At 70.9% G+C, this 21,533-nt stretch carries 20 protein-coding genes; 9 read left to right on the forward strand and 11 right to left on the reverse strand.

The annotated features are described in order from the left end of the window. Positions 1-92: 92 nt before the first annotated feature. Positions 93-812 carry an orotidine-5'-phosphate decarboxylase gene (gene pyrF, locus AC06E6_RS11040; protein WP_478061325.1) on the reverse strand — a complete coding sequence of 240 codons (720 nt, stop codon included), beginning with the start codon at positions 810-812 and terminating at the stop codon, positions 93-95. Beyond that, the gene (locus tag AC06E6_RS11045) at positions 809-1,711 is read right to left on the reverse strand and encodes a 5'-nucleotidase, lipoprotein e(P4) family (RefSeq protein WP_478061327.1); all 903 of its coding nucleotides are present in this window, start codon (positions 1,709-1,711) and stop codon (positions 809-811) included. The genes pyrF and AC06E6_RS11045 overlap by 4 nt, the downstream gene beginning before the upstream one ends. A 119-nt stretch (positions 1,712-1,830) precedes the next feature. Between AC06E6_RS11045 and AC06E6_RS11050 the strand changes: the two genes are divergently transcribed. Continuing rightward, positions 1,831-2,490 carry a YceH family protein gene (locus AC06E6_RS11050; RefSeq protein ID WP_161614581.1) on the forward strand — a complete coding sequence of 220 codons (660 nt, stop codon included), beginning with the start codon at positions 1,831-1,833 and terminating at the stop codon, positions 2,488-2,490. Positions 2,491-3,143: 653 nt separating this feature from the next. Here the strand turns inward: AC06E6_RS11050 and AC06E6_RS11055 are convergent. Together AC06E6_RS11055 and AC06E6_RS11060 are read right to left on the reverse strand one after the other, a co-directional pair. Next, on the reverse strand, positions 3,144-3,665 hold the full coding sequence (locus tag AC06E6_RS11055) for a GNAT family N-acetyltransferase (RefSeq protein WP_161614580.1): 522 nt from the start codon (positions 3,663-3,665) through the stop codon (positions 3,144-3,146). Positions 3,666-3,736: 71 nt separating this feature from the next. Beyond that, entirely contained in the window at positions 3,737-5,719 is a 1,983-nt protein-coding gene (locus AC06E6_RS11060; protein ID WP_161614595.1) for a UvrD-helicase domain-containing protein, read from the reverse strand. Positions 5,720-5,852: 133 nt separating this feature from the next. On the opposite strand from AC06E6_RS11060, the gene AC06E6_RS11065 reads away from it, so the two are divergent. Then, a complete protein-coding gene (locus AC06E6_RS11065) occupies positions 5,853-6,473 on the forward strand; it encodes a thymidine kinase (protein ID WP_104940008.1) in 621 nt (206 codons plus the stop codon). A gap of 57 nt (positions 6,474-6,530) precedes the next feature. On the opposite strand, the gene AC06E6_RS11070 is transcribed toward AC06E6_RS11065, so the two are convergent. The 5 genes from AC06E6_RS11070 to AC06E6_RS11090 form a co-directional block, all read right to left on the reverse strand. Next, the gene (locus AC06E6_RS11070) at positions 6,531-7,976 is read right to left on the reverse strand and encodes an MFS transporter (RefSeq protein WP_240213066.1); all 1,446 of its coding nucleotides are present in this window, start codon (positions 7,974-7,976) and stop codon (positions 6,531-6,533) included. A gap of 271 nt (positions 7,977-8,247) precedes the next feature. After that, positions 8,248-9,843, reverse strand: coding sequence for an OpgD/OpgG family glucan biosynthesis protein (locus AC06E6_RS11075; protein WP_478061329.1), 1,596 nt, complete (start codon positions 9,841-9,843; stop codon positions 8,248-8,250). Between the two features lie 105 nt (positions 9,844-9,948). Beyond that, a complete protein-coding gene (gene mutM / locus AC06E6_RS11080; RefSeq protein WP_293758913.1) occupies positions 9,949-10,761 on the reverse strand; it encodes a bifunctional DNA-formamidopyrimidine glycosylase/DNA-(apurinic or apyrimidinic site) lyase in 813 nt (270 codons plus the stop codon). Positions 10,762-10,963: 202 nt separating this feature from the next. Beyond that, entirely contained in the window at positions 10,964-11,335 is a 372-nt protein-coding gene (locus AC06E6_RS11085) for an EF-hand domain-containing protein (protein WP_104940012.1), read from the reverse strand. Then, positions 11,332-12,534, reverse strand: a complete 1,203-nt coding sequence (locus AC06E6_RS11090) for a DesA family fatty acid desaturase (RefSeq protein ID WP_104940013.1) — start codon at positions 12,532-12,534, stop codon at positions 11,332-11,334. Before AC06E6_RS11090 ends, AC06E6_RS11085 begins: the two co-directional genes overlap by 4 nt. 142 nt (positions 12,535-12,676) lie before the next feature. On the opposite strand from AC06E6_RS11090, the gene AC06E6_RS11095 reads away from it, so the two are divergent. The 6 genes from AC06E6_RS11095 to AC06E6_RS11120 all read left to right on the forward strand — a co-directional run bounded on the left by AC06E6_RS11095 (position 12,677) and on the right by AC06E6_RS11120 (position 18,597). Beyond that, positions 12,677-13,501: an ABC transporter ATP-binding protein gene (locus tag AC06E6_RS11095; RefSeq protein ID WP_313255958.1), complete on the forward strand. Its 825-nt coding sequence runs from the start codon at positions 12,677-12,679 to the stop codon at positions 13,499-13,501. Positions 13,502-13,559: 58 nt separating this feature from the next. After that, on the forward strand, positions 13,560-14,402 hold the full coding sequence (locus AC06E6_RS11100) for an acid phosphatase (RefSeq protein WP_240213062.1): 843 nt from the start codon (positions 13,560-13,562) through the stop codon (positions 14,400-14,402). A gap of 133 nt (positions 14,403-14,535) precedes the next feature. Then, positions 14,536-15,645, forward strand: coding sequence for a glycoside hydrolase family 18 protein (locus AC06E6_RS11105; protein ID WP_293758908.1), 1,110 nt, complete (start codon positions 14,536-14,538; stop codon positions 15,643-15,645). An 87-nt stretch (positions 15,646-15,732) separates the two neighbouring features. Next, positions 15,733-16,746, forward strand: coding sequence for a TIGR00266 family protein (locus AC06E6_RS11110; protein ID WP_478061332.1), 1,014 nt, complete (start codon positions 15,733-15,735; stop codon positions 16,744-16,746). A 103-nt stretch (positions 16,747-16,849) separates the two neighbouring features. Further along, positions 16,850-17,446, forward strand: coding sequence for a hypothetical protein (locus AC06E6_RS11115; RefSeq protein WP_478061334.1), 597 nt, complete (start codon positions 16,850-16,852; stop codon positions 17,444-17,446). Positions 17,447-17,562: 116 nt separating this feature from the next. Continuing rightward, positions 17,563-18,597 (forward strand): patatin-like phospholipase family protein, encoded by a 1,035-nt coding sequence (locus tag AC06E6_RS11120; RefSeq protein WP_240213056.1) that lies wholly within the window; start codon positions 17,563-17,565, stop codon positions 18,595-18,597. A 16-nt stretch (positions 18,598-18,613) separates the two neighbouring features. On the opposite strand, the gene AC06E6_RS11125 is transcribed toward AC06E6_RS11120, so the two are convergent. Together AC06E6_RS11125 and AC06E6_RS11130 are read right to left on the reverse strand one after the other, a co-directional pair. Beyond that, positions 18,614-19,843 carry an alginate export family protein gene (locus AC06E6_RS11125; RefSeq protein WP_478061337.1) on the reverse strand — a complete coding sequence of 410 codons (1,230 nt, stop codon included), beginning with the start codon at positions 19,841-19,843 and terminating at the stop codon, positions 18,614-18,616. Positions 19,844-19,976: 133 nt separating this feature from the next. Beyond that, a complete protein-coding gene (locus AC06E6_RS11130; RefSeq protein ID WP_161614570.1) occupies positions 19,977-20,462 on the reverse strand; it encodes an Lrp/AsnC family transcriptional regulator in 486 nt (161 codons plus the stop codon). Positions 20,463-20,590: 128 nt separating this feature from the next. On the opposite strand from AC06E6_RS11130, the gene phhA reads away from it, so the two are divergent. Continuing rightward, positions 20,591-21,481 carry a phenylalanine 4-monooxygenase gene (gene phhA / locus AC06E6_RS11135; RefSeq protein ID WP_312344805.1) on the forward strand — a complete coding sequence of 297 codons (891 nt, stop codon included), beginning with the start codon at positions 20,591-20,593 and terminating at the stop codon, positions 21,479-21,481. Positions 21,482-21,533: the final 52 nt, after the last annotated feature.

The raw sequence follows: 21,533 nt of genomic DNA on the forward strand, positions 1-21,533 counted from the left end.
CACATCACCGGCAGGGCCGGGACGGGGCACAGCCTACGCGCCCGCTTCAGTTAATGCAACACTTCATAAATAAATGCCTAAGTCATTGATTTTCAATTAAAGAAATCCGAAATCTCGCGCTGCATGGCCTGGGCTGCGGCGCGCGGATCCGGCGCCAGCCGGATCGGCCGGCCGACGACGATGGCGTCGGCGCCATCGGCGAACGCCTGGTCCACGCCGACGGTGCGCTGCTGGTCGTCACCCACCGGGCCGCCGGGACGGATGCCCGGGCAGACGATGGAGAAACCACGGCCGGTGGCGGCGCGGATCGGCGCGGCCTCCTGGCCGGAGGCGATCACGCCGTCGATGCCGGCGCGCTGCGCGGCCAGCGCGCGTTCGACCACCACGTCCACCGGTTCGCGGTCGATGCCCATCTGCGCCAGGTCAGGGCGTCCCATCGAGGTCAGCACGGTCACCGCCAGCAGGCGCATGTCCGAGGTGTTGGCCGCGACGGCGGCCTGCATCATCGCCGGATGCCAGCCGTGGATCGTGCAGTAGCTCACCGGCCACTGCGACAGCCGCCGGATGACGCCGGCGACGGTGGCCGGGATATCGAAGAACTTCAGGTCCACGAACACGCGCTTGTCGCGCCTGGCCAGTTCGTCCAGCACGGCGAAGTACTCGCCCGAAGCCAGCAGTTCCATGCCGATCTTGTAGAACGACACCGCATCGCCCAGCCGCTCGACCCAGTCGATGGCCTCGGCGCGCCCAGGCACGTCCAGCGCGAAGATCAGGCGCTCGTCGGTGCGCAGCGGCAGCGGCCCGCGGCTCATTGGGCCAGCTCCAGCGCGGCGCGCTTGGCGGCGCGGCGCTCGGCTTCGGGCAACGACCAGGCATTGTTGAACTGCGCCGGCTCCCAGCCGCCATAGGTGGGATTGGACAGCATCCACCAGCGCTGCCCGAACCAGCCCTGGTGGGCCTGCAGCAGCGCATCGCGGCCGGCCTGGGTGTTGACCCCGATCGCGGCGAAGTCGCTGAGCTGGTCGCCGAACTGCATCAGCACCCGGTACTGCCGCGCCACCAGCTGACGGCGGCAGGCCTTCTCGCTGCCTTCCTGCTCGCAGCCGGGCACGTACTTGTCCAGGCCCAGGTAGACGTCGTCGCCGGCCACCGGGAAGCCCAGCCGGCGCAGGTTGGCCAGGGTGACGTCCTTCATGTGCTCGGTGCGGTTGGTGACGTAGATCATGGTCACGCCCTTGGCCACCGCGGCCTGCGCGAACTCGACCGCGCCCGGCACCGCGCCGGCCTTGCCTTCGGACACCCAGGCGTCCCAGCTGACGTCGTCGTAGCTGCCGCCGTTGCGCACCAGCCGCGCCTGGTAGGGCGAGTTGTCCAGCACGGTTTCGTCCACGTCCACCACCACCGCCGGCTTCAGCCCGGGCGACTGCTGGCTGCCGCCTTCCTGCGGCAGCAGCGCGGTCCAGGACGGGTCGGCGAGCGCGCGGTCCAGCTGCGCGGCGGCGGCGCGCCAGGTCTGCAGGGCGTTGGCGCGGTATTCCTGCGAGCGCTGCACCCACAGCACCGCGTTCAGGTTGTCATTGGGGCCGTCATTGGCGGCCGCCAGCGGCGCCGGGACGGCGGGCTCGCCGTGGACCAGGGGCCGGGACGTGCTGCACGCGGCCAGCGACAGCAGCGCACCGGCGAGCAGGAGGGAGTGGCGGATTCGGGACATGGGCACGGCTACCGGACAGAACGAAAACCCGGCAAGTTTACCGGCTCGCCACCCGCCCGGCGTCGGCGACGCGCCCTCGGCTATGCTTGCGCCCCCTCGCGCGACCGGATGCCGACACGATGACCGACACCCCTGCCCCCTTGCCCGTACCCGTGCTCGACGCCGCGCAGATGCGCGTGCTCGGCTGCCTGGTCGAGAAGGAAGCGACCACGCCCGAGACCTACCCGCTGACGGTCAACGCCGCGCAGACCGCCGCCAACCAGAAGACCGCGCGCGACCCGGTGATGAACCTGGATGCGGGTACCGTGCAGCACGCCCTGCGCCAGCTGGAAGCGATGGGTCTGGCGCGCCAGCATTTCTCCGCGCGCGCCGAACGCTATGAACACCTGCTTGGCGGCAAGCTGGACCTGCCACGGCAGCAGGTCGCGCTGCTGGGCCTGCTGTTGCTGCGCGGCCCGCAGACCGCCGGCGAGCTGGCCACGCGCAGCGAGCGGATGGCCAAGTTCGCCGACGCCGAGGACCTGCGCCACCAGCTCGGGCGCCTGATCCAGCGGGGGCTGGCGGTGCAGCTGCCACGCGCGGCCGGCCAGCGCGAGGACCGCTACATGCACCTGCTCGGCGGCCCGGTGGACGTGGACGCGCTGGCGGCGCAGTTCCGCGCACCCGCGGGCGCGGCCGCGGACAACGGCGCGCTGGAAGACCGCGTGGCGCAGCTCGAAGCCACCGTGGCGGCGCTGCAGGAACAGCTGGCGCAGCTGCAGTCCCGGCTGGACGATTGAACCAAGGTAGCTGCGGGGCTTGCTCCGCAGGCGGCATCACCGTGAACACCCCGCCAGCGGCCAAGGCCCACCGCCGCGCCGCGATGCATGGCGCGGCCATGCCTCCGGCAGGCGCGCCCCGCCGCCCGGCCACGTCCCAGGTGTGGCCCGGGCTACCCTGTCGCTGAGCCAACGTAGCTGCGGGGCTTGCCCCGCAGGCGGCATCACCGTGGACACCCCGCCAGCGGCCAAGGCCCACCGCCGCGCCGCGATGCATGGCGCGGCCATGCCTCCGGCAGGCGCGCCCCACCGCCCGGCCACGTCCCAGGTGCGGCCCGGGCTACCCCGTCGCTGAGCCAACGTAGCTGCGGGGCTTGCCCCGCAGGCGGCGTCACCGTGGACGCCCCGCCAGCGGCCAAGGCCCATCGCCGCGCCGCGATGCATGTCGCGGCCATGCCTCCGGCAGGCGCGCCCGCCGCCCGGGCACGTCCCAGGTGTGGCCCGGGCTAACCCGCCGCCGAGCCAACGTAGCTGCGGGGCTTGCCCCGCAGGGGCATCACCGTAGACGCCCCGCCAGCGGACAAGGCCCACCGCCGCGCCGCGATGCATGGCGCGGCCATGCCCTCCGGCATGGTGCGCCCCGCCGTCCGGGCGCATCCCAGGTGTGGCCCGGGCTACCCCGTCGCCGGCGTGTTGAGGAACAGCAGCAGGTCCTCGTCCTTGCCGGGCAGGCGCACGCTGCCGTTGGCCTGGAATCCAAGCTTTTCCAGCAATGCGACCGACCGCGCGTTGCCCGGCGTCACGATCGCGCACAGCGCCCCCAGCCGCAGCGCAGCGCGTGCATGGCCCAGCACCGCACGCGCCGCCTCCAGCGCATAGCCCTGGCCGGTGTGGCGCGCGAGCAGGGCGTAGCCGAGATCGGCATGCGGCAGCGCGGCGCGGTGCACCAGCCCGGCATTGCCCAGCCAGGCGCCGTCGCTGCGCCGCTCGACCGCGTACATGCCGTAGCCATGCCGTTCGTAGCTCACCATCGGCCCGTTGCGGATGCAGTCCCGCGCCTGTTCCAGGGTCCGCACCCCGCGGTCGCCGATGTAGCGGTGGAAGCCCGGCTCGTTAAGCAGCTCCAGCATCGCCGCGGCATCGCCGTCGTCGTCGCGCAGCAGGCGCAGGCGCAGTCGTTCGGTTTCTATCAGCATTGCCTGGCCCGCCGCGGTCGTTGCATGCAGGGTCGCTCCACGCAGGCGTGGGCGCAAGCGTCCGCCGGCGGCTAGTCGAACAGCGCCTGGATCGCCGCCAACCCGGCCTGCGCGCGTTCCTTCTTGTGCGCGGCGTCGGCCACCGGGTCGGCGCCGTCGCGCTGGATCTCGGCCGCCGGCAGCTCGTCGAAGAAGCGGCTGGGCTTGAGCCGCACGTGCTCGCCGAACTTGCGGGTCAGGCGGCTGTAGCTCATCCACAGCTGGATCTTGGCGCGGGTGATGCCCACGTACAGCAGGCGCCGCTCTTCCTGCAGGTTGCCCTCGTCGAGGCTGACCTGATGCGGCAGCACGCCGTCCTCGCAGCCGACGATGAACACATACGGGAACTCCAGGCCCTTGGAGGCGTGCAGGGTCATCATCCGCACCTGGTTGCCGCCATCGTCCTTGTCGCTGCGCGAGATCAGCGCCAGCTGCGCGGCCATGTCCGCGGCACTGGCGCCACGCGGGCCGTTCTCGAACCACGAGGCCAGCTCCTCGAGGTTGGCGGCGCGGCGCTCGTAGCCGGCGGTGTCCTTGGCCTGGTGGCGCAGCTCGGCCAGCAGGCCCGAATCCTTGGCCACGCGCCGCACCAGGTCGCCGGAGGACATCTGCCGCATGTCCATGCGCAGCGCGCGCAGGATGTCGGTGAAGCGGCTCAGGCTGTTGGCCGCGCGCGGCGGCAACTGCGCCAGCGCGCCCATCGCCTCGGCGGCCTGCGCCATCGACATGCCCTTGTCCGATGCCAGCTCCGCCAGCTTGGCCAGGGTACCGGCGCCGACGTCGCGCTTGGGCGCCTGTACCGCGCGCATGAACGCGGTGTCGTCGTCGGGGTTCACCAGCAGCCGCAGCCAGGCCAGGGTGTCCTTCACTTCCTGCCGTTCTAGGAACACGGTGCCGCCGGTCAGGTGGTAGGGCACCCCGACCATCTGCAGCGCCTTTTCCAGTGGCCGGCTCTGGAAGTTGCCGCGGAACAGGATGCAGAAATCGCTCCAAGGCACGCGCCGGCTGGTGGCGATGAACTGGATCTCGGCGGCCACTTTTTCCGCTTCGTGCTCGCTGTTGCGGCATTCCCACACGCGGATGCGCTCGCCGTCGGCCTGGTCGGACCACAGCGTCTTCAGGTGCTCGTGCGGGTTGTGCGCGATCAGCGCGTTGGCCGCGCGCAGCACGCGGTTGGAACAACGGTAGTTCTGTTCGAGCTTGATGATCTGCAGCGACGGGTATTCCACCGCCATGTTCTGCAGGTTCTCGGGGTTGGCGCCACGCCAGGCGTAGATCGACTGATCGTCGTCGCCCACGCAGGTGAAGTTGCCGGCCGGGCCGGCCAGCTGCTTGAGCAGCCGGTACTGGGCATCGTTGGTGTCCTGGCACTCGTCCACCAGCAGGTAGCCGATGCGTTCGCGCCAGGCCAGGGCGATGTCCGGGTTCTCTTCCAGCACCTGCACCGGCAACCGGATCAGGTCGTCGAAATCAACCGCGTTGAAGGCGGTCAGCCGCGCCTGGTACAGCGCGTAGACCATCGCCGCGTCCTTCTCGCGGTTGCTGCGCGCGGCGGCCATCGCCTGTTCCGGCGACAGGCCGCTGTTCTTGGCCCGCGAAATCAGGTTCTTCATGTCCTCGATGTCGTCGGGCTTGGCGTTGCCGCCGCCGAGCAGGTCCTTGACCTGGGCGGCCGCATCGTCGGCATCGAAGATCGAGAACCCGCGCTTCAGCCCCACCGCGGCGTGTTCGATCTGCAGGAACTTCAGCCCCAGCGCGTGGAACGTGCAGATGGTCACGTCCTCGGCCTGCCCACCGTGCAGGCGCTTGGCCACGCGCTCGCGCATTTCCTTGGCCGACTTGTTGGTGAAGGTGATCGCGGCGATGCGGCGGGCGCTGTAGCGGCCACTGCCGATCAGGTGGGCGATCTTCTCCACGATCACCCGGGTCTTGCCGCTGCCGGCGCCGGCCAGCACCAACAGGGGGCCTTGGGTGTGCAGCACCGCCGCGCGTTGGGGGGGATTGAGGGAGTCCAGCATGGAGGAGTGAGTGAAGAGGAGTCAGTAGTGAGAAAAAGCAGGGGCGCCTCCGCGGCGGGTATTCTGTCATCCTGCGGGGCTGGCTGTTGCCTTTACTCACTCCTCACTCCTCTTCACTCACTTCTGCTTCATGGCCAAGCTCTACTTCTACTACTCGGCGATGAACGCCGGGAAGACCACCACTTTGCTGCAATCGGCGCACAACTACCGCGAACGCGGCATGCGCGTGGCGATCCTGACCCCGCGCCTGGACCACCGCGCCGGCCACGGCGTGGTCGCCTCGCGGATCGGCCTGCAGGCCGAGGCCACCGCTTTCGACCACGACACCGACCTGCAGCGCCTGGTCGAAGGCGACATCGCCGCGCACGGGCGACTGGGCTGCGTGCTGGTGGACGAGGCGCAGTTCCTGACCAAGGCGCAGGTGTGGCAGCTGAGCGAGGTGGTGGACCAGCTGCGCATCCCGGTGCTGTGCTACGGCCTGCGCACCGATTTCCGCGGCGAGCTGTTCGAGGGCAGCCAGTACCTGCTGGCGTGGGCCGACGAGATGCAGGAGATCAAGACCATCTGCCACAGCGGCAAAAAGGCGACCATGACCGTGCGCGTGGACGGGAACGGCTTCGCGGTGCAGGACGGGCCGCAGGTGGAGATCGGTGGCAACGACCGCTACGTGTCGGTCAGCCGCGCCGAGTTCAAGAAGATCACCCGCGGCGAGGGCCGGATCGAACCGATGCAGGCGCCGCTGCCCCTGTGACGGCACGGCCGTGGCGCCGGCATCCGCGGCCGGCGCGGCGGCTGGCCAGCGGCGGGCTCAATGCCCGCCTTCGGCGGCCAGCCGGTCCAGGTCGATGCCCTGGCGGCGCAGGATCGCGGCCGAGCGCAGCGCGTAGAACGCCAGGTAGGCGAAGCACGCCACGCCCACCCAGAAGCTCATGTGGATGCCGGCGGTGTCGGCCAGCACGCCCTGCAGCAGCGGCACCAGCGCGCCGCCCATGATCATCATCACCAGCAGGCTGCTGCCCTGGTTGGTATGGCGGCCGAGCCCGGCGATGGCCAGTGCGAACACGCACGGCCACATGGTGCTGCAGAACAGGCCCGAGCTGATGAAGGCCATGGCGCTGGTGCGGCCGTCGCTGGCCATGCCCACCAGCAGCGCGGCGATGCCGCACAAGGCGAAGTACAGCAGCATCCGCGCCGGGTTGCCGCGGCTGAGCAGGGTGGCGGCGATCATCACCACGATCACCCCGGCATAGCCGTAGAACTGCGCCACCTCGTGGCGCAGCGCCGCGTTCACCGCCAGGAACACGCCGAAGGCGACGAACGGCAGGACCAGGGTCAGCATGCGCCTGGCGCCGCCGGCAATCTCGAACGCGCCGGCGGCGCCGGTCCAGCGGCCGATCATCAGGCTGGCCCAGTACAGCGACACGTAGGGCGCGACCGCGGCCGTGTCCACGCCCAGGTGCTCGCGCATGTAGGCCGGCAGGTGCGCGCCGGTGGACACTTCCACCCCGACGTAGAGGAAGATCGCGAGCATGCCCAGCAGCAGCTGCGGGTAGGCGAACGCCGAGGACCGGTGCGCCAGGCTGGCGGTGTCCTGCGCCTCGCTGCGGGCGACGCCCTCCAGGTCGATATGGTTGGGCACCGAGGAGAATTTCAGGAACAGCGCCACCAGCACGAAGGCCGCGCCCAGCACCAGGTAGGGCATCTTGACGCTCTCGATGCTGGCTTCGGTGTTGCCGCTGGCCACGCTGCCGAAGATCGCCACGCTGACCAGCAGCGGGCCGATGGTGGTGCCGAAGTTGTTGACCCCACCGGCCAGGGTCAGGCGCTGCGCGCCGGTGGCCGGATTGCCCATCACGATGGCCAGCGGGTTGGCCGCGATCTGCTGCAGCGAGAACCCCAGGCCGACGATGAACAGGCCCGACAGCATCAGCACGAACGAGCCGCTGTTGGCCGCCGGATAGAACAGCAGCGTGCCCAGTGCCGACACCAGCAGGCCCAGGCAGATGCCGTTGCGGTAGCCGATGCGGTTGAGCAGGTCCTGGCCCGCGAGCCGGGAGACGCCGAAATAGGCCAGCGAGCCGACCGTGTAGGCGATGTAGAACGCGAACGACACCAGCTGGCTCTGCGCGTGGCTGAGGTTGAAGGCCTTCTGGAAGACCGGGATCAGGATGTCGTTGCTGGCGGCGACGAAGCCCCAGAAAAAAAACACCGTGATGAGCACACCGAACTGCGACCAGCGGGTTTTCTGCGTCATGGCATCCCGATCTCGTTGTCGTCGTCACCGCGGGCGCGCCAGGTCCGCCCTTGCGGCGCCGTGGAGGGCCCTTGCGCTACGGTCGCCTCGCGCCATGCGCCTTCCCCGGGCGGCGACGGACCGTCGGCCGTTTTAGGCGCGATCCGGCGATGCTGTCAACGGATGCCTGCCGATGCACCGGTCAGCGCGCGTGCACGGTGCCGGCCGACGGCCCGGCCGTTGCGCCGCAGCCCCCGGCCGCACACTGCCGGACATGCCGGGACGCGGCGGCTCAGTACAGCGTGCGCTGGTCCGCCGGCGGCGGGTTGTACTGGTACAGCCAGGTCTCGGTAAGGGCCCTGCCGCCGCTGCGCAGGTACAGTCGGATGTCGATCTGCCCGGTCCCGTTGTCGGGCGGCACCAGGTCGAACATGGCGCGGTAGCCGTTGATCTCGCGCAGCGGCCGGGCCGACACCACTTCCACCCGGCCACTGCTGGCTTGCACCACCGCCTCGACCTCGGCCTTGTCGATCAGGCTGGCCAGGTCGCCGCCCTCGAAGTCCACCGCGAAGCGCCAGGAGAAGTACTCGCGCTTCTTGCCGATCACCCCGCCCAGCCCGGTGCGGCTGGCCACGCAGTAGCCCAGCGGCGGCCGCGCCGGCGGTTGCGCGCCCCAGTACAGCCGGTAGCCGACCAGCAGTTCCTGCCCCGGCTGCGGCTTCTGCTTCGGGTTCCAGAACGCGACGATGTTGTCGAAGGTCTCGTCGACGGTGGGAATCTCCACCAGCTGCACCGAGCCCTCGCCCCATTGCCCCTTCGGCTCGACCCACAGGCACGGGCGCTTCTCGTAGAACACGCCGTCGTCCTGGTAATGGTCGAAATCGCGGTCGCGCTGCAGCAGGCCGAAGCCGCGCGGGTTGTTGTCCACGAACATGTTGAAGCGCAGCTGCGCCGGGTTGCACAGCGGGCGCCAGATCCACTCGCCGGCGCCGCTCCACATCGACAGGCCGTCGGTATCGTGGATCTCCGGGCGCCAGTCCCAGGCCATGCGGCGGTCGTTCTCGCCCACCTGGTACATGCTGGTGCACGGGGCGATGCCCAGCCGCTCGATCTCGCGGCGCGGGTACAGCGCGCTGTCGATGTCCATCAGCAGCACGTCGCCGTTGGTGATGGCGAAGCGGTAGGCGCCGGCCACGCTCGGCGAATCCAGCAGGCCATAGACGACCACGGTGTCCGAATCGCGCGCGGGCTGTTCCAGGTAGTAGGCGATGAAATCGGGGAATTCCTCCGGCCTGCCGGTACCGGTGTCGATCGCCAGTCCGCGCGCGGACTGGCCGTACTGGCCCTCCTTGCCCACCGCGCGGAAGTAGCTGGCGCCCAGGAACGCGGCGAAGTCGCGCTCGGTGTCGCTGCGGGTGTTGAGGCGGAAGCCGGCGAAGCCCAGGTCTGGCGGCAGCCGCCCGCCGTGGATGCCGCTGTTGCCGTAATCGAACGCGGCGCCGTCGTAGGCCATCTCCTGCGCCTGGCCGTCGACCACGTCGAACATGCGCACCGGCGAATGGAAGTACAGGCCCAGGTGGAAGAACCTGGCCTGGAACCTGCCGGGCTGGTCGGCCCACAGCGCGTGGTCCTGGCGGTAGCGGATGGACTGGTACTGGTCCCAGTCAAGCGCCTCCACTTCCGGCGGCAGGGTGCGCTTGTGGCTGCGGTACGGTGCCTGCGACAGCGCGCGCGCCTGGCCCTTGAGCGCGGCGAAGTCGAACGGCTGCGGCTGGCCGATGCGACGCAGGCCCACCTGCCGTTCGGCGGCGGCGCAGGCCGGCAGCGCCGGCAGTCCGAAAGCGGCCAGGGCCAGCGAGGCGCGCTGGAGGAAGTCGCGTCGATCCATGCGGTCGTCCGGTAAGGGGTGGGCGGATGATAGGCAGCGGCGGGTGAACGAAGGTAAGCCGCGGGTGAAGGCGGGCCCGGCCGCGCGCCGGCCCGCCGCGGCCGCTCAGCGCTGGCAGTGGCCGCACCACACGCTGGCGCGCTGGCCGATGCTGGCATGGCGCAGCGGGCGCCCGCAGCGCACGCAGGCCTGGCCCTCGCGTCCGTACACCGACAACTCCTGCTCGAAGTAGCCGGGGGCGCCGTCGGGACTGATGAAATCGCGCAGGGTGGTGCCGCCGCGGGTGATGGCATGGCCGAGGATGTCCTTCACCGCGGTGGCCAGGCGCTGGTAGCGCTCGCGCGACACCTTGCCGGCCTCGCGCAGCGGATTGATCCCGGCCATGAACAGACTTTCGGCGGCATAGATGTTGCCGACGCCGACGACGATGCGCTGGTCCATCAGGAAGGTCTTGACCGGTGCGCTGCGGCCGCGGCTGCGCGCGAACAGGTAGTCGCCGTCGAACGCCGCGTCCAGCGGCTCGGGGCCGAGCCCGCGCAGCAGTTCGTGGGTCTGGCCCGGCGGCTGCCACAGCAGGCAGCCAAACCGGCGCGGGTCGTTGAAACGCAGCAGGCGCCCGTCCTCGAGGCTGATGTCGACGTGGTCGTGCGCGCGCACCGGGGTGTCGCCGGGCAGCACGCGCAGGCTGCCGGACATGCCCAGGTGCAGCAGCGCGCTGCCGGCATCGGTATCGAGCAGCAGGTACTTGGCGCGGCGGCGGATCGCGGCGATGCGCTGGCCGGGCAACGCCCGCTCGATGTCCGGTGGAATCGGCCAGCGCAGGTCCGGCCGGCGCAGGATCACGCCATGGATGCGGCGCCCCTGCAGGTGCGGTTCCAGGCCGCGGCGGGTGGTTTCTACTTCGGGCAGTTCGGGCATGGCGGCCATTGTAGGCGTGGGACCACGCCACCGCGCCGCGCTGTCGCTCCGGGCAGGCGGCAGGCCACCGGCAGAGGCGGGCTTGCCGCGGGTGCGGCTTCACCGGGAATGCTGCATGCGCGGCAAGCCCCGCATCTACGACGCAGGCCACTGCAAACAGCGCGGGTGCGGGGCTGGCCCCGCCAGGCCGGGAGAGCCACGGTCAACGCGGCGGCGCCATCAGCTCGCGTGCATCCAGGAAGCCATCGCCGTTGGCATCCTGCCGGTGGAATCGGGCGAGGATCGCCTGCTCGTGCTGGTCGCGGGTGATCGGCCGGCCGCGGCCGCCGGGCTGTTCCGCCGGCTCCAGCACGCCGTTGCCGTCGCGGTCCATGCGCTCGAAGGCGTAGCGCATCCATCGCAGGTATTCGTCCGGCGCGACCCGGCCGTCGCCATCCAGATCCATGCGCCGCAGGTAGTCGCCGGCGTCCTGCACCTGTGCCGGTGCGGCCCAGGGCAGCAGCGCCGCCAGCAGGGCCGGCAGGCGCCGCGCGGGGCGGCGCCCATGGCCCGGTGCGGCGGCGCGGGTGGTCATGCCGCGTTGAGCGAGTAACCCTTCAGCCGCGCCGCATAGGCCTGCAGCGCGGCCACGCCGCTGGCCTCGGCCTCGTGGCACCACTGCTGCAGGTGGCGCAGGCGCTCGGCGGCGTCATGGGTGCGCGCCTCCAGCAGTGCCGACAGGCGCGCACGGTGCTCCACCAGCAGCTGGATGCGCGGGCGCTGGCTCACCCACTGCTGCAGCTGCTCGCGGCAGGCCGGCTTGAGCCAGCGGCCGTCATTGACCAGGCCCTTGCGCATGCGCCGCGGCAGCATCTTGCGCAGCTTGGCGCCGGCGGCGGCCGCCTCTTCACGCAGGGCCGGGGCGAACACGTTGCGCTGGTAATCGGTCATCGCCTGGAAGCGGTGCGACAGCAGTGCCTTGAGGGTGTCGGTATCGGGCACGGCGATGTTCGGGCGGATGTCCATGGTCGGCGCCACGCGCAGCACCTTGGCCAGGCCCAGCGCCTGCAGCAGGCGGATCGCCTGCCAGCCGATGTCGAACTCCCAGCGGCGCATCGAGAAGCGCGCCGAACTGGGGAAGGCGTGGTGGTTGTTGTGCAGCTCCTCGCCGCCGATCCAGAACGCCCACGGCGTCAGGTTGGTCGAGGTGTCGGCCGATTCGAAGTTGCGGTAACCCCACCAGTGGCCCAGGCCGTTGACCACGCCGGCGGCCCAGAACGGGATCCATGCCATCTGGATCGCCCACAGGGCGATGCCCGGCAGGCCGAACAGCACGAAGTTCAGCGCGAACAGCACCACCGGGCCGAGGTTGGCGTGCGGGGTGTAGAGCCGGCGTTCGATCCAGTCCTCGGGCGCGCCGCGGCCGTACTGCTCGATGTCGGCGCGCATCGTGCGGGCCTCGCGGTACAGCTCGACGCCGCGCCAGAACACGCGGCCGATGCCCTTGGTCACCGGGCTGTGCGGGTCCTCGTCGGTTTCCACCTTGGCGTGGTGCTTGCGATGGATGGCCACCCACTCGCGGGTGATCATCGAGGTGGTCAGCCAGGTCCAGAAGCGGAAGAAGTGCGCGACCAGCGGGTGGAAGTCCACGCCGCGGTGGGCCTGGCTGCGGTGCAGGTACAGGGTGACCGCGAAGATGGTGAGCTGGGTGAACACCAGCAGCACTGCCAGCATGCCCCACCAGCCCAGGCCGGCGACGCCGCCGGTGAGGAAGTCGAGGAGGGTATCGGGCATCGCGGAACTCCAGGCCGTTCGGTGGCGGATGAAACTGTGGATACACATGATGGGGCCTGCGGCGGCAAACTTCATCCACCCGGCGCCCGACTTTGGTCCAATCCTTCAGCTGCGCCGCCCCCCGCCCACTCCCGCCTGAACGATGTCCACCGCCACCGCCGCCACCGCGGCCCCCCTGATCGAGCTCGACCACGCCTGCGTCGTCCGCGGCCAGGTCCGGGTCCTGCACGACCTGGCCCTGCGCATCGAGCAGGGCCAGCACACCGCCATCCTCGGCCCCAACGGCTGCGGAAAGTCCTCCTTCATCAAGCTGATCACCCGCGAGCTGTACCCGCTGGCGCGCGCCGACGGCCATGTGCCGGTCAAGGTGCTGGGCCAGACCCGCTGGCAGGTGGACCGGCTGCGCGCGCAGCTGGGCATCGTCAGCGGCGACCTGTCCGGCAACCTGGCCGACATGCCCGGGCTGGGGGTGGAGGAGGCGGTGATCTCCGGCTTCTTCGCCAGTTACGTGGTGCCGGCGCACCGCGACGTCACCGACAGCATGCGCGAGCGCGCGCGCCAGGCGCTCGCACTGGCGCGCGCCCTGCCGCTGCTCGGCCGCAGCTACGCCGAACTTTCCGCCGGCGAGACCCGCCGCGTGCTGATCGCCCGCGCATTGGTCAACCAGCCGCGTGCACTGCTGCTCGACGAGCCGTCCACCGGCCTGGACCTGGTATCGCGCCAGCACCTGATCGACAGCCTCCGCCACCTCGCCGGGCAGGGCATCACCCTGGTGCTGGTCACCCACCACATCGAGGAGGTGATCCCCGAGATCCAGCGGGTGGTACTGATGAAGGGCGGGCGCATTTTCGCCGACGGCACGCGCGGCGAGCTGCTGCGCGCGGGCCCGCTGTCGGAGGTGTTCGGCGGCCCGATCGAGGTGCAGGAGGAAGACGGCCGGCTGAGCGCGTGGGCCCGCGCCATCTAGGTCGGCGGGGGCATCGGTGCGATGATGCCGGTCCGTTCCGCCGACCATGCCCGCGTTGATGTCACGTTCCCCGTTTGCGCTGCGCCTGGGCGCGGTCACCGTCCTGGCCGTCGCGCTCGCCGGCTGCGCCGGTACGCCTGCCCGGCACGCCCCCGGCCACGACGCGCCGGCTGCACCGGCGCCCACCGGTTACCTGCAGGCGGACGCGATTCCCGACAGCCTGGCACTGAGCCCGCCACCGCCCGCGCCGGGCTCGGCCTGGGCGGCGCTGGACGATGCCGTCGCCGGCGAGGCCATCGCACTGCGCGGCAGCGCGCGCTTCACCCAGGCCGGCGCCGACGCCGACCTGCGCTTTCCCGCCGGCGCCGGGCAGTTCAGCTGCGCGCTGGGGTTGGCGGTCGACGACACGCACACGCCGGCCCTGTACCGCCTGCTGCAGCGCAGCCTGATCGACGCCAGCGCGGCCACCCGTGCGGCCAAGAACCGGTACCAGCGGCCACGCCCGTTCATGGTCAACGGCCAGCCGACCTGTACCCCGGACGACGAACCGCACCTGCGCGGCAGCGGCTCCTACCCGTCGGGGCACACCGCCATCGGCTGGGCCTGGGCGTTGATCCTGTCGGAGATCGCCCCCGGGCAAGCCACCGCGCTGCTCGAGCGCGGCCGCAACTACGGCCACAGCCGGCTGGTGTGCAACGTGCACTGGTACAGCGACGTGCAGCAGGGCCAGGCGTTGGGCGCGGCCACGGTCGCGCGCCTGCACGACAACGCGGCGTTCCGCGCCGACCTGGACGCGGCGAAGCGCGAAATCGCCGCCGCGCGCAGGCACCCGCAACCGCTGCCACGCGACTGTGCCGCCGAAGCCGCGGCGCTGGCGACCGGTCTGCGCGAAGCGCGCTGACCCGGGCGCGGCTGGGCAGGGCCGGCGGCGTGCGCCCGCCCCGCCGCGCTTCACACGGTTTCAGGCGTTACCGCACGCGGCGGCGTCCGCCGTTGCGGCTAGAGTGGGGCGCTGATCCATGCCGGGGCCTTCCATGTCCGCACCCCATCGCCGCCTGCGTGCCCTGCTGGCGACCGCGCTGCTCGCATTCGCCGCCACCGCACTGGCGCAGCCCTTCCGCCTGATCGGCTACGTGACCGACGGTCCGACGCCGCCGCGGCTGCCGGCCGCGCAGCTGGACGTGGTCAACTTCGCCTTCGCCAAAGTCGCACCCGATGGCAGCGTGTACCTGCCCGACAAGGTCGACCCGGCGCACGTGCACGCGCTCGTCGCGCATCGCGCCGACAACCCTGCGCTGAAGATCGTGCTGTCCATCGGCGGCTGGGGCGCCGGCAACTTCTCCGAGGCCGCGGCCACCGAAGCGGCGCGTGCGCGCTTCATCGACAGCGGCGTCGCCCTGCTGCGCCGCTTCGACCTGGACGGCCTGGACATCGACTGGGAGTACCCGACCCTGGGCGACGCCGACATCAGCCACAGCCCGGACGACCGCCGCAATTTCACCGTGCTGCTGGAAGCGCTGCGCGCGCGCCTGGACCGCGAAGGCGGCGGCAGGCGCCATTACCTGTTGACCATCGCCGCCGCCGAGGGCCGCTTCGCCGACGGCCTGGAACTGCCGCGCATCGCCCGCTCGCTGGACTGGATCAACCTGATGACCTACGACTTCCACGGCAGCCTGACCCCGACCACCGGCCACCACAGCGGGCTGGCCCGTTCGGCGCGGGCGCCGGCGGGCGCGCGTACCACCGAAGGCGCGGTGCGCTACTTCCTGGAGGCCGGCGTGCCGGCGGACAAGATCAATGTCGGCGTGCCGTTCTATGGCCGCCGCTTCGGCGACGTGGAGCCGGTCGACGCCGGGCTGTACCGGAAGTACGGCAGCGAAGGCGGCTTCATCGACTGGCGCGAGATCGTGCGCGGCCGCCTCGGCGCGCCGGGCTGGGAGCGCCACTGGGATCCCCAGGCGCAGGCGCCGTGGCTGTGGAACCCCGCCACCCGCCAGCTGATCACCTACGACGACCCGCAGTCGCTGGCGATCAAGGCCGCGTACGTCAGGCGCAACCGGCTCGGCGGCATCATGTACTGGGAACAGCGGCTGGACGACGGCCAGTTGCTGGACGTATTGCACAAGGCGCTGCACGCGCGCTGACCGGCCGGCGGCCGGTGGAGCGATCGCAGGTGCCTGCCCACGCCACCGCGTCATAGACTGGCGGTCTTCTTCCCGCCAGGCACGCCCATGAGCCAGTGGTACTTCCACACCCCCGGACACTCCGACCGTATCGGCCCGCTCGACGACGAGGCCGCCCGCCGCCACGCCCAGCTGCACCGTGACGCCCTGGCCTGGCGCGAGGGGCTGCAGGGCTGGCAGCCGGCCGGGTCGCTGCCCGAGCTCGGCGGGCAGGCCTCGCCACCGCCGATGCCGCCGCCGGTCGGCGGGCGCCGCAACCGCGCCGATGACATCGACTTCCGCATCGTCGGCCACGAGATGCAGTTCGTGGAGATCGAGCTGGACCCGGGCGAAAGCGCCATCGCCGAGGCCGGCGCGCTGATGTACAAGGACGCGGCGGTGCGCATGGATACCGTGTTCGGTGACGGCCGCCACGAAAGCGAGGGCGCCGGGCTCATGGACAAGCTGCTGTCGGCGGGCAAGCGCGTGATCACCGGCGAGAGCCTGTTCGCCACGCTCTACACGCACGGCGGCCAGGGCAAGGCCAGGGTCGCCTTCGCCGCGCCCTACCCGGGTACCGTGCTGCCGATGAAGCTCGACGAGCACGGCGGCAAGCTGATCTGCCAGAAGGACAGCTTCCTGGCCGGGGCGCGCGGGGTGCAGGTCGGGGTGCACCTGCAGCGCAAGGTGATGACCGGCCTGTTCGGCGGCGAGGGGTTCATCATGCAGAAGCTGGAGGGCGACGGCTGGGTGTTCGTGCACGCCGGCGGCTGCGTGGTCGAACGCGAGCTGGCCGCCGGCGAGCGCATCGACGTGGATACCGGCTGCGTGGTCGCCTACCACGCCGGGGTGGACATGGACGTGCGCCGCGTGGCCGGCCTGAAGAGCATGTTCTTCGGCGGCGAAGGCGTATTCCTGGCCACCCTCACCGGACCGGGCAAGGTGTGGCTGCAGTCGCTGCCGTTCTCGCGCCTGGCCGGGCGCATGTACGCGGCCGCACCGCAGGGCGGCGGCCAGAGCCGCGGCGAAGGCTCGGTGCTGGGCGGGCTGGGGCGCATCCTGGACGGCGACAACCGGTTCTGAGCCACCGCGGCCGGACAGGCCGGCGCGCGGGCCGGCGCCGCTTGTCGGCGTGCGCGGGCCCTCGCATACTCGCCGCAATCACCTGCAGGGATGGATGGGTGGCATGGACGCGCAGGACGATGTCTACGCGGCACCACGGGCGGCGCTGGTCGCCGCTCCCACGGAACGGCCGCGCCTGCCGCCGTTCTACGTGGTGTCCGTGACCAAGCTGGTACTGCTCTCGTTCGCCACCCTGGGGCTGTATTCGCTGTACTGGTTCTGGCGTCACTGGAAGCTGCACAAGCTCGACGGGAAGCTCGACATCTGGCCGGTCCCGCGCGCCCTCTTCTCGATCTTCTTCGCCCACGGCCTGAACCGCGAAATCGACCAGCGGCTGCAACGCTCCGGCAGCCGCCATGCCTGGTCACCCGGCGCCTGGGCCACGTTGTTCGTGGTCTCGGCGATCAGCGGCCGCATCATCAGCCGCCTCCCCGATTCGGTGCTGCCATTCGGGCCGGGTTTCGGGCTGATCGTACTGAGCCTGGCTGGCGGCACCCTGGCGATGGTCCACGCGCAGCGCGCGGCCAACCTGGCCAGCGGCGACCCCGCGGGCGCGGCGAATGCGCGGCTGACGCTGGCCAACTGGCTCTGGCTGGTGCCGGGCGGCCTGTTCTGGCTGATGTCGCTGGCCAGCCTGGTGCTGCTGACCGGCGACGTCTGACCGCCACTACGCGGCGGCAACGAAGTGGCGCCTAAACGGCCGCGCGGCCGGCGCGGCCCGTGCCCGGCGCAAAGCGCTATGCTGGCGCCCTTTTCAACGCCCCCCGCCCGTTCATCATGAAGCCGCGCACCGTCCGCCTGCTGCTGTCCCTTTCGCTGTCCGGCCTGCTGGCCGCGTGCGGCGGCGAGAACGTGAAGCCCGCGGCGCCGGCCGCGGGCCGGCCGGTCACCGCGGCCAAGCCGGTGAAGATCGGCGTGGCGCTGGGCGGCGGCGCGGCCAAGGGCTTCGCCCATATCGGCGTGATCAAGATGCTGGAAGCCAACGGTTTCGAGCCGGTGGTGGTGTCGGGGACCAGTGCCGGCAGCGTGGTCGGCGCGCTGTACGCCAGTGGCATGAATGCCTTCGACATGCAGCAGAAGGCGGTATCGCTGGACCAGGCCAGCATCCGCGACGTGCGCCTGTTCTCCGGCGGCCTGATCCAGGGCCAGAAGCTGCAGGACTACGTCAACGCACAGGTCGCCAACAAGCCCGCCGAGCAGCTGAAGAAGCCGTTCGCGGCGGTGGCCACGCAGCTGGAGACCGGCGAGCGCGCGGTGTTCGTGCGCGGCAACGTCGGCCAGGCGGTGCGCGCGTCCAGCGCGGTCCCGGGGGTGTTCGAACCGGTCACCATCGGCGGCAAGACGTTCGTCGATGGCGGCGTGGTCAGCCCGGTGCCGGTGGATGCCGCACGCCAGCTCGGCGCCGAGTTCGTCATCGCCGTGGACATTTCCAGCAAGGCCAGCGGGCAGCGCCCGAGCGGCCTGCTGGGCACGGTCAACCAGTCCATCGCGATCATGGGCCAGCGCCTGGGCGAGCAGGAGCTGGCGCGTGCCGACGTGGTGATCCTGCCGCAGGTGCTGGACATCGGCGCGGCCGATTTCGAACAGCGTGGGCGCGCCATCCTCGAGGGCGAGAAAGCGGCGATGGCGGCGATGCCGCAGATCCGCGCCGGCGTCGCCCGCCTGCAGCAGGCGCACGCGGCCAGCGCGCGCAACGCCGATGCGCGGGCCAGCGCCGCCGCGGCCGAGGCCTACCAGCGCTGCCTGGACGGGCGTTCGCGGCTGGACAAGCTGCGCGGCAAGGAAGGCAGCTGCACCGCGCCGTCGCGCTGAGCGCGGCACGCCGCGGCTAGGACCGCGTGTACTGCAGCTGCACCCAGAGTTTGTCGGCATCGCGGGTACGCACGGCGTCGGCGCTGCGGTAGCGCGCGGCCTTGAGCAGCACGCTCAGGCCCTTGAGCTGCGGCACCGCGCGCTCCCACGACAGGTTGAGTTCGTGCCCGTAGCGGTAGCTGCCGCGATCGCTGCGGAAATCGTGGTACCACGCCTGCGCCTTGCCGCCGGCCAACGGCACCACCACGCCCGCATACGCATCGCGCAGGCCATCGGCGGGCGTGGTCAGGAACTGGTCGGCCCACCCCTGGAAGGCGTGCTTGGTCGCCAGCGGCGTCTGGAACGCGCGATTGCCGGGGCCACCGGCACCGGCGCCGAGCACTTCATAGCCGAGCGTGGTTTTCACCTCGCCGGCGGCATGGCTGGCCTCGCCCAGCCAGTAGCGGCTGTCCAGCGACCACGGGTTGCCGTGGCCATCGACCTGGCGCGCATGTTCCAGCACGTAGCCAAAGGCGCCGTGGCTGCCCTGCACGCGCAGGCCGGTGGTGTCGGCCGACAGCGTGCCGCGCGGCGCGCCCGCGGCCACCGCCACGTTCTCCAGGTCCAGGCGGTAGTGGTAGCCGGTGAACGCCAGTTGCGTGCCGGGCGCGAACCGCGCCTGCAGCAGGTGGCTGTCGCCGTGGATGTTGGCCGGCGCGGTGAGGCTGGGGGCCGGCGGTTGGTCCGGGCCGAACACGGTGTTGATGTTGGTCACGTAGGCGTAGGTCAGCTTCCAGCGCGCGGCCGGCGCCAGTTCCATCATCGCGCCGTCATAGGTCTGCTCGTTCTGGCGCCAGCCCACGCCGCCGACGAAACGCTGGTTGCCCAGGTTGATGCGCTGGCGGCCCAGCTGCACGTTGCCGTGGCCGCCGTCGTAGCGCAGCAGCGCCTGGTTGAGTTCGACGTAGTCCGGGTCGGCCACGGTCGGGTAGCGGGTGCGGCCGTTGCGGGTGTCGTTGAAGCGTTCGCCGCCCAGGTGGGCCACGCCATCCACCTCGCCCAGCGCCGACCAGCCATGCCAGCGCGCGGTGCGATAACCCAGCCGCAGCCGGGCGCTGTGGGCGTCGGCGTCGCGGGCGATGCCGTCCTGCGCGACATGCTCGTAGCGGTAGCGCAGGTCCAGCAACGGCGCTCCGCCGGCATCGGCCGCCAGCGCCGGGGCGGCGACCAGCAGGAGAGGCAGGGCAGCAGCAAGGCGGATCGACATGGAGGTGCTCCGGGTGGGGATGGCGCCATCGTCGGCGCCGGCCCCCGCGACCACCATGACGCCGATCAAGCCAACGGCGATCACCGGTGGATCCGGCGCCCGGCCGCAGTGCGTCGGGCAGCGCCGGCCGGCGTCAACCGCGACCGAGCTGCGACAACGGCAGCGCGCGGAACTCCTTGACGGTACGCAGCACGAAGCTGGAATTGACGTCGGCCACGCCGGTGGCGTCCAGCAGCTTGTCGAGCAGGAACGCCGAGAAGTGGTCCAGGTCGCGCACGTAGATGTGCAGCAGGTAATCCATGTCGCCGGTGAGCGCATGGCAGGCCACGACTTCGTCCCACAACTGCACCGCCTCGACGAAATGGCCGATCGCCGCCTGCCCGTGCTTGGACAACTGCACGCGCACGAACGCCTGCAGGCCCAGGCCGATGGCGCGCGGCTCCAGGCGCGCGCCGTAGCCGGCGATCACCCCGTCCGCTTCCAGCCGCTGCACCCGGCGCAGGCAGGCCGACGGCGAGAGGTTCACCCGCGTGGCCAGTTCGGCATTGGTGGCGCGACCCTGCTGCTGGATCTCCGCCAGCAGGCGCAGATCGGTGCGGTCTAGGGAGATGGCGTTCATTTTGTTGCCCCGCAACATTGAATCGACGCAACAATCTTGCGCCATGCCGCTTGCCAAGCGCAATTTCGCACACCTGTTGCGCGTCCGGATTTCTACCATCAGGGCGATCCACTTTCCGGAATGCCGCCATGGACACGTCCCCGCGCCGCGTAGAACACCAGCAGACCGACAAGGGCTATGTGCCGGTCTACACCACCGCCGTGGTGGAGCAGCCGTGGGACGGCTACAGCGCCGACGACCACGCCACCTGGAGCACGCTGTACCGGCGCCAGCGCGAACTGCTGGTCGGCCGGGCCTGCCGCGAATTCCTCGATGCCCAGGACGAGATGGGCATGAGCGAGCACATGATCCCGCGCTTCGACCAGCTCAACGAGGTACTGGGCGCGGCCACCGGCTGGACCCTGGTGGGCGTGGAGGGACTGCTGCCGGAGCTCGACTTCTTCGAGCACCTGGCCAACCGCCGGTTCCCGGTGACGTGGTGGATCCGCCGCCCCGACCAGATCGACTACATCGCCGAGCCGGACCTGTTCCACGACCTGTTCGGCCACGTGCCGCTGTTGATGAACCCGGTATTCGCCGACTACATGGCCGCCTACGGCCGCGGCGGCGTCAAGGCGCACGCCATCGGTGCGGACGCGCTGCAGAACCTCACCCGCCTGTACTGGTACACGGTGGAGTTCGGCCTGATCGACACCGCCGACGGCCTGCGCATCTACGGCGCCGGCATCGTCTCGTCCAAGGGCGAGTCGCTGTATTCGCTGGAGTCGGCGGCGCCCAACCGCATCGGTTTCGATCTGGAGCGGATCATGCGTACCCGCTACCGCATCGACACCTTCCAGAAGACCTACTTCGTGATCGACAGCTTCGAGCAGCTGATGGCGGCGACCGAGCCGGATTTCACCCCGCTCTACGCACGGCTCGCCGACCAGCCGCACCTGCCGGCCGGCGACGTGCAGGACGGCGACCGGGTGTTGCAGCGCGGCAGCGGCGAAGGCTGGGCCGACGGCGGCGACGTCTGAGCGGCGCATCGCGGGACATGCACACCAAAGCGCCGCCCACGGGCGGCGTTTT

Source organism: Stenotrophomonas sp. Steno-Z10-HUANG, assembly GCF_056393075.1.

What these genes read in the sequence shown, in the direction of transcription:
- pyrF (WP_478061325.1), bottom strand. Translation starts at nt 812, where the DNA reads ATGAGCCGCGGGCCGCTGCCGCTGCGCACCGACGAGCGCCTGATCTTC.
- AC06E6_RS11045 (WP_478061327.1), bottom strand. Translation starts at nt 1,711, where the DNA reads ATGTCCCGAATCCGCCACTCCCTCCTGCTCGCCGGTGCGCTGCTGTCG.
- AC06E6_RS11050 (WP_161614581.1), top strand. Translation starts at nt 1,831, where the DNA reads ATGACCGACACCCCTGCCCCCTTGCCCGTACCCGTGCTCGACGCCGCG.
- AC06E6_RS11055 (WP_161614580.1), bottom strand. Translation starts at nt 3,665, where the DNA reads ATGCTGATAGAAACCGAACGACTGCGCCTGCGCCTGCTGCGCGACGAC.
- AC06E6_RS11065 (WP_104940008.1), top strand. Translation starts at nt 5,853, where the DNA reads ATGGCCAAGCTCTACTTCTACTACTCGGCGATGAACGCCGGGAAGACC.
- AC06E6_RS11070 (WP_240213066.1), bottom strand. Translation starts at nt 7,976, where the DNA reads ATGACGCAGAAAACCCGCTGGTCGCAGTTCGGTGTGCTCATCACGGTG.
- AC06E6_RS11075 (WP_478061329.1), bottom strand. Translation starts at nt 9,843, where the DNA reads ATGGATCGACGCGACTTCCTCCAGCGCGCCTCGCTGGCCCTGGCCGCT.
- mutM (WP_293758913.1), bottom strand. Translation starts at nt 10,761, where the DNA reads ATGCCCGAACTGCCCGAAGTAGAAACCACCCGCCGCGGCCTGGAACCG.
- AC06E6_RS11085 (WP_104940012.1), bottom strand. Translation starts at nt 11,335, where the DNA reads ATGACCACCCGCGCCGCCGCACCGGGCCATGGGCGCCGCCCCGCGCGG.
- AC06E6_RS11090 (WP_104940013.1), bottom strand. Translation starts at nt 12,534, where the DNA reads ATGCCCGATACCCTCCTCGACTTCCTCACCGGCGGCGTCGCCGGCCTG.
- AC06E6_RS11095 (WP_313255958.1), top strand. Translation starts at nt 12,677, where the DNA reads ATGTCCACCGCCACCGCCGCCACCGCGGCCCCCCTGATCGAGCTCGAC.
- AC06E6_RS11100 (WP_240213062.1), top strand. Translation starts at nt 13,560, where the DNA reads ATGTCACGTTCCCCGTTTGCGCTGCGCCTGGGCGCGGTCACCGTCCTG.
- AC06E6_RS11105 (WP_293758908.1), top strand. Translation starts at nt 14,536, where the DNA reads ATGTCCGCACCCCATCGCCGCCTGCGTGCCCTGCTGGCGACCGCGCTG.
- AC06E6_RS11110 (WP_478061332.1), top strand. Translation starts at nt 15,733, where the DNA reads ATGAGCCAGTGGTACTTCCACACCCCCGGACACTCCGACCGTATCGGC.
- AC06E6_RS11115 (WP_478061334.1), top strand. Translation starts at nt 16,850, where the DNA reads ATGGACGCGCAGGACGATGTCTACGCGGCACCACGGGCGGCGCTGGTC.
- AC06E6_RS11120 (WP_240213056.1), top strand. Translation starts at nt 17,563, where the DNA reads ATGAAGCCGCGCACCGTCCGCCTGCTGCTGTCCCTTTCGCTGTCCGGC.
- AC06E6_RS11125 (WP_478061337.1), bottom strand. Translation starts at nt 19,843, where the DNA reads ATGTCGATCCGCCTTGCTGCTGCCCTGCCTCTCCTGCTGGTCGCCGCC.
- AC06E6_RS11130 (WP_161614570.1), bottom strand. Translation starts at nt 20,462, where the DNA reads ATGAACGCCATCTCCCTAGACCGCACCGATCTGCGCCTGCTGGCGGAG.
- phhA (WP_312344805.1), top strand. Translation starts at nt 20,591, where the DNA reads ATGGACACGTCCCCGCGCCGCGTAGAACACCAGCAGACCGACAAGGGC.